We start from the raw sequence: 16,502 nt of genomic DNA, 5'->3' as shown, positions 1-16,502 counted from the left end.
CCTACGCCGCAGGGTGACACCGACGCCGCCTCTTGCGGGAGGCGAGCCGCCTTCCGATCTCTGCGGCTGGAGGGGACATGATCGACCTACAGGCCATCATCGCTGCGACCACCACGTTCGTGCAGAACAACCACGGCCTTGCCGCGCCGATTGTGTTCGGCCTTGCCTTTGGCGAGTCGCTCGCCCTGGTGTCGTTCTTCATTCCGGCGACGGTGCTGCTGCTGGCCGTCGGTGCGCTGATCGAGGCGAGCGGGCTGCACTTCTTCCCCATCTGGCTTGCCGCCGCCACCGGCGCGGCGCTGGGGGACACCATCTCCTACTGGCTCGGCTTCCACTACAAGGAGCGGGCAAAGACCTTCTGGCCCCTGTCGCGACGACCGGACCTGGTGGCCCGTGCCGAGGATTTCTTCCACCGCTTCGGCGTGTGGGGCGTCGCCATCGGCCGCTTCTTCGGACCCGTGCGGGCAGTGGTGCCGCTGGTGGCCGGCGTGCTCGCCATGCGCCAGACCCCTTTTCAGGTGGCAAACGTCACCAGTGCTGCGGTCTGGGCGTTTGCCATGCTCGCCCCCGGTGCGGCCGCCTTCAAGCTGTTCGGATTCTGAGGACCCTCGCGGGGGGGCTGACCAGATCGCCCCAGCCGCCCGGGATCGATCGAGGCGGCGACGCGCCGGGCTGCGCCGTGGCGAGATGCCGCAACGCAACATAAGCCACTGTTTTTGTCCTCCGACCCCCGCCGATCCGACCGGTCGCGAACGCCGCGCCTCTTGTCTCGCCGCGGCGTGCTATATATGAGTGGACATATCAAAGGGGACCTTTGCCATGTCCAGCTTCATTTTGCGTCGCGGCCTCATCGTCGGCCTTCTGCTTGCCAGCCTTGCTCCGGTCCGGGCCGAGGAGCCGGCCAAGGCATCGACCGCCGGGGCCGAGACCACGGTCACCACGTTTGCTGCCGCGAGCCTCACCAACGCCTTCGAGGACGTGGCGAAGGCCTATGCCGCCAGGGGCGAGAAGACTCAGGTGAGATTCTCCTTCGCCGCCTCCTCGGCGCTGGCCAAGCAATTGGACGCCGGGGCGCCGGCCAACATCTTCGCCTCCGCCGACCTCAAGTGGATGGACTATACCGACGGCAAGGGCCTCACCCTGCCCGCCACCCGCGCGACCATCCTCGGCAATGCCCTCGTGCTGGTCGCCCCGGCCGACAAGGCCAAGCCGGTGACCATCGCCAAGGGCATGGACATGGACGCCCTCCTCGGCGCCAACGGCCGCATCGCCACCGGCCTCGTGGACAGCGTGCCGGTGGGGGTCTACGCCAAGACCGCCTTCACCAACCTCGGCCTGTGGGACAAGGTCGCCCCGCGCATCGTCGGGTCCGAGAGCGTGCGCGCGGCGCTCGCCCTGGTGGAACGGGGCGAAGTGCCCTACGGCGTCGTCTATGCGACCGACGCGGCCGTCGCCAAGAATGTGAAGGTCGTCGCTGTCTTCCCGGCCGACAGCCACCCCCCGGTGGAATATCCCTTCGCCCTCGTGAAGGGGCAGGACACGCCTGCCGCCAAGTCCTTCTTCGCCTTTCTCCAGGGGCCGGAAGCCAAGGAAATCTATAAGAAGTACGGCTTCACGGTGAAGTGAGCCCAGCCCGAGGCAGCCGTTCCCGCCCCGGCTGCGGCCCGGCGGGAACGGAACTTGCTTCGCGACTTCGGCGACTTGGGCTTAAGCTCGCGACGCGCTAGAGCACGTGCCGATCAGATGCATCGCAAGCTGATCTGAACGTGCTTTAAACCTTTGTTTCATCGCAATTGTGGACGCAAAACCGCTTCGCACTTTTGCTGGAATTGCTCTAAGCCCAGCACCGTCCCTACCCGGAAGTCTGCCCCATGCTCACCCCTGAAGAATGGACGGCCGTCAGGCTCAGCCTGCAGGTTGCCTTCTGGGCCACCCTCTGGAGCCTGCCGCCCGCAATCCTCATCGGCTGGGTGCTCGCGCGCTTCAATTTTCCCGGCAAGGGCATCTTCGACGGCATCGTCCACCTGCCCCTGGTGCTGCCGAAGGTCGTGGTTGGCTATCTGCTTCTGATCACGCTCGGCAATCGCGGCTTTATCGGCCAGTACCTCCACGAATGGTTCGGCATATCGCTGATCTTCTCCACCGCCGGCGCCACCGTGGCGGCGGCGGTGGTGAGCTTTCCCCTGACCGTCAACGCCATCCGCCTCGCCATCGGCGGCATCGACCAGGGCATCGAGACCGCGGCGCGCACCCTGGGTGCGACCAAGATGGATGCCTTTTTCACAGTCACCCTGCCCCTGATGATGCCCGGCGTGCTGTCCGGCTGCCTCATTTCGCTGGCCTCGGCGCTGGGCGAATTCGGTGCCACCATCACCTTCGTCTCCAACGTGGAGGGGGAGACCCGGACCATCCCGCTGGCCATCTACAGCGCCACCCACATGCCGGACGGCGACGCCATGGCGTTGCGCCTCACCGTGGTGTCGGTGATCCTGGCGCTCGGCGCGCTGGTTCTGGCCGAGCTGGCGGACCGGCGCATCAAGCTCGCGCTGGGGCAGATATGATCGAGATCGACGTTTCCCTGGCGCGCAGCACCGGCTTTCGCCTGGAGGCCCGTTTCGCGGCCCCGGACATGGGCGTTACGGCGCTGTTCGGCCGGTCGGGATCGGGCAAGACCACCATCATCCAGCTGGTCGCCGGCTCGGTGCGGCCCGATCGCGGGCGCATCGTGGTGGGCGACGAAGTGTTCTTCGACAGCGAGAAGGGCATCGACCTGCCCATGGAACGGCGGGGCGCGGGCTACGTGTTCCAGGACGCGCGCCTGTTCCCGCACATGAGCGTCGACAACAACCTGCGCTATGGCGAGCGCCGGGCGCGGCGGGAACGCACCATCCGCTTCGACGCCGTGGTGGACATGCTGGGCATCGGCCACCTGTTGAAGCGCCGGCCCCACACCTTGTCGGGCGGGGAGAAGCAGCGCGTCGCCATCGGCCGTGCCCTTCTGTCCCAGCCGCGCCTGCTGCTCATGGACGAGCCGCTGGCCTCCCTCGACGAGATGCGCAAGGGCGAGATCCTGCCCTATCTCGAGCGCCTCCGGGACGAGCTTCAACTGCCGATCCTTTATGTCAGCCATTCGGTGGAAGAGGTGCTGCGCCTGTCGGACGCGGTGGCGGCGGTGGCCGACGGCAAGGTCATCGCCTGCGGCCCTCTCGCCGACGTGCTGTCCCGGCCGGAACTGTTGCCGGTGCTTGGCCGCTTCGATCTCGGCACCATCTTCGACTGCACCATCGCTGCGCATGACGACGAGTTCGGCCTCTCCACCGTCTCCTTCCCCGGCGGCGAGCTTCGGGTGCCGCTGGTGGGCCGGCCGGTGGGAGCGCCCGCCCGCGTGCGCGTGCGCTCACGCGACGTCTCGCTCTCCCTGTCTCGGCCCATCGACGTCTCGGTGACGAATCGTCTCTCCGGCACCATCGCCAGCATCACCCGGGCGGAAGGCCCGTTTTCGGACGTGGAGGTGGCGCTCGCCCACGGCAAGCTTCATTCGCTGGTGACGCAGGAGAGTGTGCAGCGCCTGGCGCTGGAGCCGGGCATGGCGGTGTGGGCCATGATCAAGGCCGTCACTGTGGAAAGCCGACCGGCCGGCTTCAATTCGCCCGGAGCGGAAATCAGATCGCCTTCGCCTGTTTCCCCGCCGCGTCAGCCGTCTCCGGCTCCTCCGGCTCTGCGTGTGATTGCGGGCGGAACTCCGCCGAAAGTGCCTTCGTGAGTTCGTCCACGGCGGCGCTGGTGGCTTTGGCCGCCTGACGCTCCATGGCACGGTAGAGGGCGATGATGCGCTCGCCGAAGGCGGTCACTTCCGTTCCGGCGCCGCGGCGGCCGGGAAAGGTCACGATCACCCGCTGCTCGAACATGCGGTCAAGTTCGTCCACCAGAAGCCAGGCCCGCCGGTAGCTCATGCCGATGGCCTTGGCGGCGGAGAGGATGGAGCGGTGCTCGCGGATCGCCTCCAGCAACATGATCTTGCCCGGTCCGAGGCGGCGACCGTCGGGAAAATCGACGCGCAGAAACAGGCGGCTACCGACCTTTTTCGTCACGACGTCCCTCCTTGCGCCAGGCACAGCATGGCGGAGATCCATCCTACCGGAAGAGCCCCTGGCCGGGAACGCTTTCCCACAGGAAAGATGCGGCTGGAGGGAGCCGCCCCGATCGCCCCGAAAGGCGGGACGGCATGCCGTCCCGCCTGAACCGTCTGAGCCTGGGGCCTCAGGCCCGCGCCTGGCGGGCCGCACCCGTGGCGGGGGACATGCGGCCGTTCACCACCCCCGACAGAAGGACGATGGTGGCCACCGTTCCGAGATAGGCGATCAACTGCATGCCCGTGGGCTCGGCCCGATAGCCGACGAGGGTGCGCAACACGCGCCCCAGGGCACTGTCGTCGGCGAGCAGCCAGTTGGTGTTCCACAGCGGATCGGCCAGGGACTGGATGAAGCCGGCATCCTGCAGGATGCCCACCACCTGGGCCGCAAGGCCCGCGGCGAGCAGGGTGATGATGACGGCCGTCACCTTGAACAGGTGTTTGAGCGGAATGGCGACCAGCCCGCGATAAAGCACCAGCGAGACCGCCGCACCGCAGGCGAGGCCCACGAGCCCGCCAATGGCCACCGCGCCCACCGTCTCGTCGCCGGTGGTGGCAATGCCATAGAGGAAGAGCACGATCTCCACGCCCTCGCGCAGCACCGCCATGCCCACCACGATGGCGAGCGCCGCCAAAGGCCGGCGCCCATCCTTCACATCACGCCCCAATTCCTTCATCTCGAGGACCATCTGCCGGCCATGGCTCGCCATCCACACCACCGTCCACACCAGCATGACCACGGCGATGGAGAGGATGGCGGCGTTGAGGATGTCCTGGCCCGAGCCTTCGAAGGTGGAGCCGATCTGGTCGGCAAAAAGCGCCAGCAACGCCGAGCCGGACAGGCCGCCCAGGATGCCGAGGCTGATCCACAGGCCGCGGTGGCGGACGCCCTCCGAGGCGGCCAGAACAACGCCGGTGACGATGCCCGCTTCCAGCACTTCGCGGAAGACGATCAGCAGCGCGGCAATCATGGCAACCGTTCCTTCCTGTCAAGCATACCAATACGCATCCCGGGCAAGCATCCCCTGCAAGCATCCCTTGGCAAGCATCTCCGGTACGTTTCCGGCCGGCTTTCGACTTGCAGGCCTCAAAGGGCGCTCGGATACGACGAAAGACGAAGGGATGCCAAGATTTGAACACTTCCAAAACAACCAAAACCGGACGCTACGTAAGGAAAAATTCTGCGAACGACTGGCGAGAGCTTACCACCGCCGTCGCCTCACTGTCATCCGGCATCCCCTTGTTTTGAATTGTTCAAATGACAAGATGCCAATGCCGTCGGACCGGCCTGCAGTGTTTTACCGACCAGACCAGCCGTCCCGTGGAGCACGATGGCAGTTCTTGGCACGGCCATGCGCGCCATCCCGGAGCATTGAACAGGCGCATGGATTGGCGTAGCGTCATTCAACTGCCGCCTGCGTCGTTTTGACTTGGATTTTGCAAGTCTTCGCGACCGATCAGAATATGGAATAATTCCATTGTCCCGGCCGGCACTTGCCGCCTCTTGGGCGGGTCCCTAAGGTCGGCCGGGAGGGTGCCGTCCCGCGCCCCTTTTCGAATATTCATTTCAAGGAGAGAAGGTCGATGCGCGCGCATGTTCTAGGCGCAGTCGTCGCCGCTTTTGCAGCTTTCGGGAGCCCGGCCTTCGCCGAGGCTCCCAAGGACGCCCCCAACAAGGACGCCGCTAAGCCGCGCGATGTGATCGTCCACTATGCCGACCTCGCGCAGGTGATGTACGGGTCCTCCGCCGCCACGGCCCGGGACATGCAGAAGGTCATCCTCTCCTTCCTCGACGCCCCGAGCGCCGACACGCTGGCCAAGGCCCGCGACGCATGGAAGGCCGCCCGTGTCTTCTACATGCAGACCGAAGGCTTCCGCTTTGGCAACCCGGCGGTGGACAAGATCGAGGGCGACGTGAACGCCTGGCCGCTGGATGAAGGCCTGATCGATTACGTGGACAAGACCAGCTATGGCGTGAAGTCGGACGAAAATCCGCTCTACACCGCCAACGTGATCGGCTCCAAGTCCATCCGCATCGGCAAGAAGACCATCGATACCACCAAGATCACGCCGGAGCTGCTGCACACCCTCAATACCGCCGGCGGCGTGGAAGCCAATGTGGGCTCGGGCTGGCACGCCATCGAATTCCTGCTCTGGGGCCAGAACCTGCACGATCCCAAGATCAATGCCGGCAACCGCCCCTATACGGATTTCGACCTGAAGAACTGTACCAACGCCAATTGTGACCGGCGCGCCGAATATCTGAAGGTCGCCACCGCGACGCTGGTGGCGGACCTTGACGAGATGGCCGGCCTGTGGGGACCGAAGGGTGCCGGCCGCACCGCCCTCCTGAAGAAGAAGGACAAGCCGGCGCTCGGCGTCATCTTCACCGGCCTCGGCTCCCTGTCCTACGGCGAACTCGCCGGCGAGCGCATGAAGCTCGGCCTCATCCTGCACGACCCCGAAGAAGCCCACGACTGCTTCTCCAACAACACCCACAATGCGCACTATTACGACGAGATGAGCATCCGCGACATCTATTACGGCCGCTATACCAAGCCCGACGGCACGGTGTTTTCCGGCCCCTCGGTGGCCGACCTGATCCGCGCGGTGGACCCCAAGATCGCCGACGAAATCGACCAGAAGTCGGACGCGGCCCTCGCGGCCTTGAAGAAGATCAAGGACACGGCCGATGCCGGTGAGATGTACTACGACGCCATGCTCGCGGAAGGGAACGCGAAGGGCGGCAAGCTGATCCAGGATGGCGTGGATGCCCTCGTCGCCCAGGCCCATGCCATCGAGCGCGGGGTTTCGGCCCTGAAGCTGCAGATCAAGGTGGAAGGCTCGGACAGTCTGGATGATCCGAAGGCCGTGACGAAGAAATGAGGCTGAGGTGATGATCTCGCGGCGGGCAGTCCTGCTCGGCGCCACGGCGGCGGGGGCGGCCAGTTTCGCCCCCTCCGCCCTCGGGCGCATGCCCCTCGCGCGCGACACGCTCCCCCCGAGCGCGCCGGTGCGCCACCTCACCCTCTCCGCCGCGGAGATGGAGGTGCCGCTTCTCGGCCCCGACAAGCCGAGGACGCAGGGCTTCTGCGCCTATAACGGCACGCCCTTCCTCACCTGGCGCGCGCCGCTGGGCACCCGGCTGATGGTGGATTTCGAAAACCGCCTGCCGACCCCCACCACCGTGCACTGGCACGGCATCCGCGTGCCCAACCTCTCCGATGGCGTGGCGCCCCTGACCCAGGAGCCGATCCCGGCCGGCGGGCACTTCACCTACAACGTGCCCCTGCCCGATCCGGGCTTCTATTTCTTCCATCCCCACTGCGACGAAACCGGACAGGTGGGGCGTGGCCTCGTGGCGCTGCTGCTGGTGGAAGACCCGGCCGAGGCCAGGCTCGGCTTCGATCTGGAACACATCATCGCGGTCAAGGACTGGCGGCTCGACCCGGAAGGTCGCTGGCTGCCCATGTTCACGGACGAAGGCGCCTCCACCGCCGGTAGTTTCGGCACGGTGCGCGCCACCAACGGCTCGGTGATCCCGCCGCGGGTCGAGGCGCCGGCCCATGGCGACGTGCGGCTGCGCGTGATCGTCGCCGATTCCACCCGCACCATCGAACTCGGCTGCGAGACCAATGACGCCGCCATCATCGCCGTGGATGGACAGGCCCTCGCCCCGCTCCCCCTCTCCAAGCTGCCGGACGAGGTCTGGCGCATGGGTCCGGCCATGCGGCTCGACGTGCATGTGCGCATGCCCGGCCCCGGCGAGGAGGTGAAGGTCTTCGATTATCGCACCGCCGAGCCCTATCTGCTCACCACATTGGTGGCGGTGGACACGGGAAGGAAGAAGACCCCCTTCAAGCCCATCGCGCTGCCCGCCGCCAAGGTGCCGCTGCCGGATATCAAGCGCGCGAAGAAGCGCGACTTCATCGTGCAGACCGCCGCCGGCGCCACCGCCATCGCGCCGCCCTTGCCGTCGGACGATCCGCTGGCGAAGGCGCTGATCGATTCCTACTGCGTGGGCGACAAGACCTTCTGGGCCATCAACCGCAATTCCTGGGGCGCGGGCGCCGACCTGCGGCTGCCGCCGCCGCTGGATATCCTGAAAGACGGCGACAGCTACCGGCTCACCATCACCAATGTGACCAAGCACGTGCATCCCATGCACCTGCACGGCCACGTCTTTCGCGTCCTGTCGTCCACGCGGAAGACCACCATCCCGCCCTATCTCGCCGACACGGTGATGACCGAGCCCAACGAGACGGTGGAGATTGCCTTCAAGGCCAACAGCGGCGACTGGGTGTTCCACTGCCACATCCTGGAACATATGGATTCCGGGCTCATGGGCTGGTTCCGGGTGGCATGATGGGGCGGATTGGTCTTCGCGCAGCCCTTGCGCTTGCCCTGTGGGCGATGCCCGTTTCCGCGCAGAACATGGCGGCGGGCGCGCAGCCGTTGGACAAGCTCGACCTCGCCATCGGCAAGGCGCTGTTCAAGCGACCATGGGTGCCCGCCCCCGCCTCCACCCGCGGCGACGACGGGCTCGGCCCCCTGTTCGACGCGCGCTCCTGCATCACCTGCCACCCACGCGACGGCCGGGCGCCGGCCAAGATCGAGGACGGCACGGCCGGGCGCGGCTTCGTGCTCATCATCGCCCGGCCGGACGGGTCCGGCGACCCGGTCTATGGCCGGCGCTTCCAGATCGACGCCGTGCCGGGCATCCCTCCGGAAGGGATCATCGGGGTGAGCGATACGCCGCTTCCCGATGGCCGCATTGCCCGCGCCCCCCATCTCCAGGCGCTGGGCTACGGCCCGCTCGATCCGGCGAGCGGGCTTTCCCTGCGCGTGGCGCCGGACCTGAAGGGGCGCGGGGCACTGGCGCAGGTGCCCGACGCTGCCATCCTCGCCATCGAGACGGAACAGGCCGAGGGCAACGACGGCGTTTCGGGCCGCGCCCGTCGCATCACCCGTCCGGACGGCACCGTCGCCATCGGGCGGTTCGGCTGGAAGGCGGCCCAGCCCGACCTCGCCAGCCAGTCGGCGGAGGCCTTCTTCCTCGATATGGGCCTGTCCAATCCGTATCACCCGGAACCGTGGGGCGATTGCACCCCCACCCAGTCCGCCTGCCGCGACGCCCCCCACGGCACCGCCAACCGCACCGAGGGCACGGCCGACGACGCCCTGGAAATCGGCCGGCCGCTGCTCGACCGGGTGGTGGCCTATGTGGCCTCGCTGCCGCCGCCGGAGCCAGAGCCCCTGCCCGAGCCGCAGCGCCGCGCCGGTGCGCGCCTCTTCGCCTCCACCGGCTGCGCCGTATGCCATCGCCCGGCCCTGCCCACGCGGGACGGCGGGCAGGCGCACATGTTCACCGACCTGCTGCTGCATGACATGGGCCCCGGCCTCGGCGACACCATGCCCGAGCCCGGAGCGGGCGTGTCCCAGTGGCGCACGGCGCCGTTGGCCGGCCTGTCTGAAGCGCTCGCCGCGGACACGGGCTTGCTGCATGACGGACGGGCGCGCACCATTCACGAAGCCATTGGCTGGCACGGTGGAGAGGCAGCGGAAGCGGCGCGACGCTTCGGCGCCCTCGCCGCGCCGGACAAGGCGGCCTTGGTGCGCTACGTGTCTTCGCTTTAAGGCGTTTTCGAGCGAAGGGAATTCCGGTTCGCGTAAAGAAAACGCGTCAACACAAGACTCTGGAGCGATTGCCGTGAGCCATGGCGAACGGCAGACGCTCCAGGTGATGAGAGACGGTCGGATGTTTTACCGCTTTTCAGCCCCCACCCGCCGCGCGGTTCTCAGCCTTGCGCTCGGCCTCGCGCTCGGCCCGGCGGCTGCACCGGCCCGGGCCGCCAGCCCGGCGCTTGATCCCGTGCCCCTCATCGAGACCTGGCTTTTGCCCCGCTACGACGCCTTCGTCAGCGCCACCAAGGCGCAGGCTGACGCCTGGACCACCTTCTGCGCCAAGCCCGAGCCTGCCGGCCTGCCGGCGCTGAAGGCGGCCTATGGCAAGGCCGCCGATGCCTGGAACGCGGTGGAGTTCGCCACCTTCGGCCCCATCAGCCTGTCGCTGCGGGCCGATCGCATCTCCTTCTTCCCGGACCGGCGCAACGCCATCACCCGCGGCCTCGCCGAGATCATCGCCGATCCTGACGCCGGCCGGCTGGAGCCCACCCGCTTCGCCCAGTCGAGCGCGGCGGTGCAGGGCCTGCCGGCGCTGGAGCGGCTGCTTTATGAGGAGAGCGCGGCGGATGCCCTCCTGGCCGGCCCGGAAGCCGCCCGGCGCTGTGCCCTCGGCACGGCCATCGCCATCAATCTCGCCACCATCGCCAGCGAGATCCGCACCGCCTGGGGCGATAAGGCCTCGGGAGCGCTCGGTGCCATCGTCGCAGGCAAGGGCGACCCGGCCCTGTTCCCGGATGTGGGCGCCCTGCCCGGCATGATCCTCACCGACCTCTCCGGCGCCTACCAGCGGGTAACGGATACCAAGATCCTGCCCGTGCTCGGCACCGGCCCCGCGGAGGCCAAGCCCACCCTGGCCGACAACTGGCGCTCCGGCCGTTCGGGGCGGGTGGCCGCAAACATGATCAGGAGCGCCGACGCCCTGCTGGTGGCCGTGGGCGCGCAGATGCCCAGCCGACCGCAATATGTGGTCAACAAGGCCGCCACCGGCGCCGATGCCGCCGCCGACAAGCTGCCCTCCGACTTGGGCGCCGCCGCCGGCACCGCCCAGGGCGCCAGCGCCCTGCAGGCCGCCATCAAGACGTTCAAGGTGGCGCAGGCGAGCGTCTACAAGCCCGTCGCCTCCTATTTCGGCATCTCCCTGGGCTTCAACGCGCTGGACGGCGACTGAGCATGCCTCTGGGTCTCGACCACGCCGGGCTGATGGGCCGGCGGCACTTTCTCCTCGGCGCGGCAACGCTGCTCGCGTCCTCTCCGCTAAGCGCGGCCACCCTTGGGGCCGATCCCCTCGCCGAGGGCTGGCTGGCGACGGCGGGCATGGGCGAGGGCTTCGGCGCCGTAGGCCTCGACACCACCTTCGCCGCCACGACCGAAGCGCAATCCGCCACGCGCCTGCATGGCATCGAAGCAAGCCCGACGGGTCCGCTCGCCGTGGCGGTGGGCCGGCGGCCGGGGCAGATCGCCCTGGTCTTCGACCGGCGCAAGGACGGCCAGAACGGAAGCATCGTCGCCACCCTCGCGCCCGGCGCGGGCCGGGTGTTCTCCGGCCACGCACGTTTCACGGCGGACGGCCGGCTCTTGCTTACCAACGAGATCGAGCGCCCGGGCGAGGGCGCCCATGTGATGGGGCGGGGCGTGGTGGCTGTGCGTTCCGTGGACGGCGGCTTCGCCATCGTCAGCGAATGGCCGAGCGGCGGCGATGGTCCGCACGATTTGATGCAGTCGGGCGCGGCCCTCGTGGTTGCCAACGGGGGTATCGAGCCCAACACGCCGGAAGCCCGCGACGCGGAGGTGACCGGCTCGAGCGTCTGCCTCCTCGACCCCGCCTCGGGCGCCGTGCGCGGCGAGGGCCGGCTCTCGCAGGACCTGGCCAGCCTCTCCCTGCGCCACCTCGCCCGTGACGGGAGGGGCGGCACGGTGGTCGCCGCGCAGGACCTGCTGAAGGACGGCGAGGCGCGACCTCTCCTGTTCCGCATCGCCGCCGACGGCGCGCTCTCGGCCTTCGACGCACCGGATGCGGAATGGCGGGCGCTGCGCGGCTATGTGGGCTCGGTGGCCTTTGACCCTTCCGGTCGCTACGTGGCCTGCGCCTCGCCGCGCGGCAATCGCGTGGCCGTCTGGCAGGCGGATGGTCGATTCGTGGGGGCCGTCACTCTCACGGATGGCTGCGGCCTCGCGGCGGGGCGGGAAGCGGGCAGCTTCGTCGCCGCCTCCGGCTATGGCGAGGTGATCCTCGTTTCGGCGGGACCCGAGGGCGTCGGCATCGCGGCACGACGCACCGGGGGGCCGCGCTTCGACAATCACCTGGTGCGGATCGGCTGATTCTTCAGCGCCACCGTGAAACTCAAACGCGAGCCTCACCGTTGTATCTTCCGACTCCGCCGCGGGCGGACAAGGAAAAGAAGAGGCAAGCCATGACCTGGGTCGTCCTGGTGGGCAGTGTGCGCAAAGGCTCCCTCAACGCGGCGCTCGCCCGCGCCCTCGCCGATCTCGCCCCAGAGGGGGTGAAAATCGCGCTGCTGCCCTCGGTGGCGGACATGCCGCTTTATGACGGAGACATCGAGACCGCCGGCTTTCCCGGCCAGGTGAGCGCCGTGGGCGACCGGGTGAAGGCGGCCGATGCCCTCATCATCGTGACGCCGGAATACAATTACTCGGTCCCCGGCGGGCTGAAGAACGCGCTGGACTGGCTGTCCCGCCTGAAAACCCAGCCGCTGAAGGGCAAGCCCACCCTCATCATGTCCGCCTCGCCCGGCTCCATGGGCGGCGCGCGGGCGCAGTATCACCTGCGGCAGGTGCTGGTGGCGGTGGACGCCCACGTGATGAACGCGCCCGAGGTGATGGTGGCGCAGGCCCACACCAAGATCACCGACGGCGTGCTCACCGATCCGGGCACCCGGGATTTCGTGGGCAAGCAGCTCGCCGCCTTCCAGGGCTTCGTGAAGAAGGCGCAGGCGGCGGCCTGATCCTGGAGCGTTTTCGAGCGAAGTGGACACCGGTTCGCGTGAAGAAAACGCGTCAACACAAGAGTCCAGAGCGGTTGCCGTGAGCCAAGGCGAGCGGAAAACGCTCTGGAGCGGGTCAGTTGCCGTCGAATTCCGCGAAGGAAAATGGCGTCTCGTAGACCCGCACGCAGGACAGCAACGGCAGGAGCGGCTTCACCCGCTCCCAGATCCAGGCGGCGATGATCTCGGCGGTGGGATTTTCCAGCCCCTCCACCTCATTGAGGCAGTAATGGTCGAGCTGCTTCAGCAGCGGCCCGAAAGCGGCCTCCACGTCGAAGAAATCCACCACGAAGCCCGTCACCGCGTCCACCGGCCCTTCCAGCGTCAGGTCCACGCGGTAGGAATGGCCGTGCATGCGCCGGCAGCGATGGCTTTCCGGCACATGGGGCAGGAAATGGGCGGCCTCGAAGGTGAAGCCCTGGGTGATGCGCGCGCGCCGCGGCACCGGGGTGGCGCTCGAACTCATGGAATACCAATCATCTTGTGGGTCTGGAGGGACAGCCGCCAGCGCGGATGCGAGAGGCAATAGGCCACCGCCGCCTCGGTATTGCGCAGGCGATCCGGCCCGTCCATGGGCTGAAGGAAGAAATGGGTGAAATCGAGCCCCGACACGTCCTCGGGGGGGAGGCCGGCCTGCGGGAAGACGAGCTTGAGCTCATGGCCGCGCTTGAGCTTGAGGCCAGTGCCGGCCTTGGGGCTCATGCAGATCCAGTCGATCCCGTGCGGCGCCTCTACCGTGCCGTTGGTTTCCACCGCGATCTCGAAGCCATGGGCGTGGACCGCGTCCACCAACGCGGCATCGAGCTGGAGCAGCGGCTCGCCTCCGGTGAAGACGACGAAGCGGCGATCGGGCGCGCCGGCGCCCCAGGTGCGGGTGATGGCGGCGGCCAGCTCTGCCGCGTCGGCGAAGCGCCCGCCGCCCTCCCCGTCCATCCCGATGAAGTCGGTGTCGCAGAAGCGGCATTGGGCGTCCGCGCGGTCGTCCTCCCGGCCGGACCACAGGTTGCAGCCTGCGAACCGGCAGAACACCGCCGCGCGCCCCGCCTGGGCGCCCTCGCCCTGAAGGGTGAGAAACATTTCTTTGACAGCATAGGCCATGGGCCGATGCCTTTAGACCGAAGGCGCGCGGGGGGGAAGCCGCCGCAGCGCCCGGCAGGCCCGCGCTTATTGCGCGGCGGGGGCCGGAGCGGGGGCAGCCACGTCAGCTGCGGCAGCCTGTTGCGCCGGCTGGCGCAGGCGATCGAGGCCACTGATGCGCATGCCCTGCAGGGCACCGTGGGACGCCCCCGCGGCATCGCCGGGCGTCTCCCCGCGCAGCACCGAGCCGCGCAGTTGCGGCGCCATTTCCGCAAGCTGGGCGAACTTGCCATGGTTGAAGCTGTCAAGGGCCTTCACGTCGGTCATGTCGACCACGACCGCGCCAAGCTCCACCAGTTCCGCGTCGTCGGAATATTCACCGAGCCGCTGCTTCTTGCCGGCGATGAATTCGGAGAAGCCCAGCGCCTTGTCGTCGCGCGAGACGATGACGACGAAGGGCTTCGCCGGCTTCCCGAAGCGCTTCAGCTGGCTCTTGAACACGTCCACGTCGATATCCGGGGCGGCGAGGATGATGTTGCCGATCTTGTTCTGCGGCAGGCCCTTGCCGGAAATCCGGATCTGCCGCAGGGCCTCCACCGTCACCCAATTGCCCATGGAATGAGCCATGATGCTCACCTCGTCCGCGCCGCTGCCGAAGGCGAGGCGGATGGTCTCTTCCAGGTTGTCGCGGGCGGCGGTGGCGCTGTTGTTGTCGTAGACATAGGCCTCGGTGGTCGCCCGCGAGGCCCAGGTGAACAGCACCGGCACGGCGGGCGCGTCGGCGTCATGCGCCATCTGGGCAAGGCGATAGAGCGCCTCGGAGAACTGCGTGTTGTAGCCGTGGACGAAGATGAACACCTTCTTCTGCCCCGCGGGGCGGCGGGCCAGCTCGCTTTTCATGTCGCGCAGGAAGTCCTGCTCGGTATCGCGATAGAGGGCCTCGTGCACCACCATGTCGGTGGCGGGGTCGCCGACGCCCTTTTTCGGCCATTCGATCTCGCCCGCCTTGTGGGCAGGCGGAACCGAGAGATCCACTTTCGCGAAACTGAGGGCGGTGGAGCGTTCGCCGTTGAAGATGACGCCGGGACGGGGATCGCGTTCACGGGTCGAGGCGACGAGGATCACATGCTCCCGAGCGCCGGGCGCCTTGGCGGCAGTGGGCGTCAGCGCCTCGGGGCCGGGACGGTCGGAGCAGCCGGCGAGCAGCGTGAGGCACAAAGCCGTGGCGGCAAGGCGCATCCCGGCGCGCCGCATACCCGCCAGTCCCGGCCTCCCTGTGCCGGACTCCGGCCTCGCCCGCTCGAAAACCTGCACGTCGTCCCCTCCGCGCGCACCCGCATAAGATGCCTTCATGGCACAGCAAAGCGCTGGATGCGCGGTAATTTGCGGCCAATGCTGAACGCCAGCTTTGCGGGAGGTATTAAGTTGGGGAGTGCCGCAAAGTCAGCTGGGACCGGCCTTAAAGACATCGTGCGTTGCAGCACACTCGATACCCCAATTCGAGCCCCATCGCTTGCAGTTCAGCAAATCTGCTTTGCGACTTCGAGTCTCGCTTAAGGGCCGCGGCAGCCCTATCTCCGAGCCAACGCCACCACCGGAGGCATGCCCTCCCCGGAGACACCCTTATGGAACTCACCGGTCTTCACCACGTCACCGCCGTCTCGGCGGATGCGCCCTACAACCACCGCTTCTATACCCAGACGCTGGGCATGCGCCTCGTGAAGAAGACGGTGAACCAGGACGACACCTCGGCCTATCACCTGTTCTATGCCGACGGCGAAGCCAGCCCCGGCACGGATCTCACCTTTTTCGACTGGCCTGTGCCCCGCGAGCAGCGCGGTACCCATGCGGCGGTGCGCACTTTCCTGCGGGTGCGCGACGACGCGGCGCTGGACTACTGGGCCGGCCGCCTCGCCGATTCCGGCGTCGACCATAGCGGCATCGAGACCCGCGACGGCCGCGACATGCTGCCCTTCGAGGACCGGGAAGGCCAGCGCCTCGGCCTGATCGTGGATGGCGGGCGCGGTCCCGGCGTGCCCTGGGCCAAGAGCCCGGTGCCGGCGGCGCACCAGATCCGCGGCCTTGGCCCCATCGTGCTGTCGGTGCCGGATCTCGCCCCCACCGCCGTGGTGCTGAACGAGGTGATGGGGATGCGCGAGGTGCGCACCTATGCCAGCGAAGAAGGCCGCGCCATCCATGTGTTCGAGATGGGAGAAGGCGGCCCCGCCGCCGAGGTCCATGTGAAGGTGGAGCCGGGCCTTGCCCCCGCCGTGCAGGGCGCCGGCGCGGTGCACCATGTGGCGTTCCGCGTCACCACCTTCGATGAATATGAGGAATGGGCGCGGCGGTTGAAGGACTTGCGCATTCCCAACAGCGGCAAGGTGGACCGCTTCTATTTCCGCTCGCTCTACTTCCGCGAGCCCAACGGCATCCTGTTCGAGCTGGCCACCGACGGGCCGGGCTTCGCCGCGGACGAGGACGCCGCCCATCTCGGCGAAAAGCTGGCGCTGCCGCCCTTCCTCGAAGGCCGGCGGGCCGCCATCGAGGCCGGGCTGAAGCCGCTCTGAACCGACGATGCAAAGGAAGGGGCCGGTTCCGCCGGCCCC

General features: G+C 67.8%; 16 protein-coding genes. 11 read left to right on the top strand and 5 right to left on the bottom strand.

The window, feature by feature from the left end:
* The first annotated feature begins 77 nt into the window (after window positions 1-77).
* The 4 genes from V5F48_RS11680 (at window position 78) to modC (ending at window position 3,763) form a co-directional block, all read left to right on the top strand.
* Entirely contained in the window at window positions 78-602 is a 525-nt protein-coding gene (locus V5F48_RS11680) for a DedA family protein (protein WP_394107789.1), read from the top strand.
* 217 nt (window positions 603-819) lie between these two features.
* The gene (gene modA / locus V5F48_RS11675) at window positions 820-1,626 is read left to right on the top strand and encodes a molybdate ABC transporter substrate-binding protein (protein ID WP_394258858.1); all 807 of its coding nucleotides are present in this window, start codon (window positions 820-822) and stop codon (window positions 1,624-1,626) included.
* Window positions 1,627-1,871: 245 nt separating this feature from the next.
* Window positions 1,872-2,561: a molybdate ABC transporter permease subunit gene (modB, locus tag V5F48_RS11670; RefSeq protein WP_394107791.1), complete on the top strand. Its 690-nt coding sequence runs from the start codon at window positions 1,872-1,874 to the stop codon at window positions 2,559-2,561.
* A complete protein-coding gene (gene modC / locus V5F48_RS11665) occupies window positions 2,561-3,763 on the top strand; it encodes a molybdenum ABC transporter ATP-binding protein (protein WP_394258944.1) in 1,203 nt (400 codons plus the stop codon). Before modB ends, modC begins: the two co-directional genes overlap by 1 nt.
* On the opposite strand, the gene V5F48_RS11660 is transcribed toward modC, so the two are convergent.
* Both V5F48_RS11660 and V5F48_RS11655 read right to left on the bottom strand, forming a co-directional pair.
* Complete coding sequence (locus V5F48_RS11660; RefSeq protein ID WP_394258857.1) at window positions 3,663-4,091, bottom strand: winged helix-turn-helix domain-containing protein; 429 nt, start codon at window positions 4,089-4,091, stop codon at window positions 3,663-3,665. The two genes, modC and V5F48_RS11660, sit on opposite strands and share 101 nt — an antisense overlap.
* Before the next feature lie 169 nt (window positions 4,092-4,260).
* Window positions 4,261-5,103, bottom strand: a complete 843-nt coding sequence (locus tag V5F48_RS11655; RefSeq protein WP_394258856.1) for an FTR1 family iron permease — start codon at window positions 5,101-5,103, stop codon at window positions 4,261-4,263.
* 613 nt (window positions 5,104-5,716) lie between these two features.
* Here V5F48_RS11655 and V5F48_RS11650 point away from each other — a divergent pair.
* From V5F48_RS11650 to V5F48_RS11625, 6 genes are all read left to right on the top strand, one after another.
* Entirely contained in the window at window positions 5,717-7,018 is a 1,302-nt protein-coding gene (locus V5F48_RS11650) for an imelysin family protein (protein WP_394258855.1), read from the top strand.
* Window positions 7,019-7,028: 10 nt separating this feature from the next.
* On the top strand, window positions 7,029-8,498 hold the full coding sequence (locus V5F48_RS11645) for a multicopper oxidase family protein (protein WP_394258854.1): 1,470 nt from the start codon (window positions 7,029-7,031) through the stop codon (window positions 8,496-8,498).
* 47 nt (window positions 8,499-8,545) lie between these two features.
* A complete protein-coding gene (locus tag V5F48_RS11640; RefSeq protein ID WP_394258853.1) occupies window positions 8,546-9,769 on the top strand; it encodes a di-heme oxidoredictase family protein in 1,224 nt (407 codons plus the stop codon).
* Between the two features lie 121 nt (window positions 9,770-9,890).
* A complete protein-coding gene (locus tag V5F48_RS11635) occupies window positions 9,891-10,985 on the top strand; it encodes an imelysin family protein (protein ID WP_394258852.1) in 1,095 nt (364 codons plus the stop codon).
* A 2-nt stretch (window positions 10,986-10,987) separates the two neighbouring features.
* Window positions 10,988-12,136, top strand: coding sequence for a DUF1513 domain-containing protein (locus tag V5F48_RS11630; protein ID WP_394258851.1), 1,149 nt, complete (start codon window positions 10,988-10,990; stop codon window positions 12,134-12,136).
* A gap of 92 nt (window positions 12,137-12,228) precedes the next feature.
* Window positions 12,229-12,780, top strand: coding sequence for an NADPH-dependent FMN reductase (locus tag V5F48_RS11625; RefSeq protein WP_394258850.1), 552 nt, complete (start codon window positions 12,229-12,231; stop codon window positions 12,778-12,780).
* A gap of 115 nt (window positions 12,781-12,895) precedes the next feature.
* On the opposite strand, the gene queD is transcribed toward V5F48_RS11625, so the two are convergent.
* The 3 genes from queD to V5F48_RS11610 form a co-directional block, all read right to left on the bottom strand.
* Window positions 12,896-13,285 (bottom strand): 6-carboxytetrahydropterin synthase QueD, encoded by a 390-nt coding sequence (gene queD, locus V5F48_RS11620; protein ID WP_394258849.1) that lies wholly within the window; start codon window positions 13,283-13,285, stop codon window positions 12,896-12,898.
* Window positions 13,282-13,917, bottom strand: a complete 636-nt coding sequence (gene queE / locus V5F48_RS11615) for a 7-carboxy-7-deazaguanine synthase (RefSeq protein ID WP_394258848.1) — start codon at window positions 13,915-13,917, stop codon at window positions 13,282-13,284. Before queE ends, queD begins: the two co-directional genes overlap by 4 nt.
* Window positions 13,918-13,983: 66 nt before the next feature.
* On the bottom strand, window positions 13,984-15,150 hold the full coding sequence (locus tag V5F48_RS11610; RefSeq protein ID WP_394258847.1) for an alpha/beta hydrolase: 1,167 nt from the start codon (window positions 15,148-15,150) through the stop codon (window positions 13,984-13,986).
* 371 nt (window positions 15,151-15,521) lie between these two features.
* Between V5F48_RS11610 and V5F48_RS11605 the strand changes: the two genes are divergently transcribed.
* Window positions 15,522-16,463 carry a ring-cleaving dioxygenase gene (locus tag V5F48_RS11605; protein WP_394107803.1) on the top strand — a complete coding sequence of 314 codons (942 nt, stop codon included), beginning with the start codon at window positions 15,522-15,524 and terminating at the stop codon, window positions 16,461-16,463.
* Window positions 16,464-16,502: the final 39 nt, after the last annotated feature.

Origin of the sequence: Xanthobacter autotrophicus ATCC 700552, from assembly GCF_043194565.1 — a bacterium.
Lineage (GTDB): Bacteria > Pseudomonadota > Alphaproteobacteria > Rhizobiales > Xanthobacteraceae > Xanthobacter > Xanthobacter autotrophicus_F.
Note: the sequence above shows the minus strand (reverse complement) of the source record. Positions and strands in the feature narration are given on the sequence as shown.

Bases quoted from the DNA above. Each gene is read 5' to 3' on its own strand.
- V5F48_RS11680 (WP_394107789.1), top strand. From the start codon at position 78: ATGATCGACCTACAGGCCATCATCGCTGCGACCACCACGTTCGTGCAG.
- modA (WP_394258858.1), top strand. From the start codon at position 820: ATGTCCAGCTTCATTTTGCGTCGCGGCCTCATCGTCGGCCTTCTGCTT.
- modB (WP_394107791.1), top strand. From the start codon at position 1,872: ATGCTCACCCCTGAAGAATGGACGGCCGTCAGGCTCAGCCTGCAGGTT.
- V5F48_RS11655 (WP_394258856.1), bottom strand. From the start codon at position 5,103: ATGATTGCCGCGCTGCTGATCGTCTTCCGCGAAGTGCTGGAAGCGGGC.
- V5F48_RS11650 (WP_394258855.1), top strand. From the start codon at position 5,717: ATGCGCGCGCATGTTCTAGGCGCAGTCGTCGCCGCTTTTGCAGCTTTC.
- V5F48_RS11645 (WP_394258854.1), top strand. From the start codon at position 7,029: ATGATCTCGCGGCGGGCAGTCCTGCTCGGCGCCACGGCGGCGGGGGCG.
- V5F48_RS11640 (WP_394258853.1), top strand. From the start codon at position 8,546: ATGCCCGTTTCCGCGCAGAACATGGCGGCGGGCGCGCAGCCGTTGGAC.
- V5F48_RS11635 (WP_394258852.1), top strand. From the start codon at position 9,891: ATGTTTTACCGCTTTTCAGCCCCCACCCGCCGCGCGGTTCTCAGCCTT.
- V5F48_RS11630 (WP_394258851.1), top strand. From the start codon at position 10,988: ATGCCTCTGGGTCTCGACCACGCCGGGCTGATGGGCCGGCGGCACTTT.
- V5F48_RS11625 (WP_394258850.1), top strand. From the start codon at position 12,229: ATGACCTGGGTCGTCCTGGTGGGCAGTGTGCGCAAAGGCTCCCTCAAC.
- queD (WP_394258849.1), bottom strand. From the start codon at position 13,285: ATGAGTTCGAGCGCCACCCCGGTGCCGCGGCGCGCGCGCATCACCCAG.
- queE (WP_394258848.1), bottom strand. From the start codon at position 13,917: ATGGCCTATGCTGTCAAAGAAATGTTTCTCACCCTTCAGGGCGAGGGC.
- V5F48_RS11610 (WP_394258847.1), bottom strand. From the start codon at position 15,150: ATGCGGCGCGCCGGGATGCGCCTTGCCGCCACGGCTTTGTGCCTCACG.
- V5F48_RS11605 (WP_394107803.1), top strand. From the start codon at position 15,522: ATGGAACTCACCGGTCTTCACCACGTCACCGCCGTCTCGGCGGATGCG.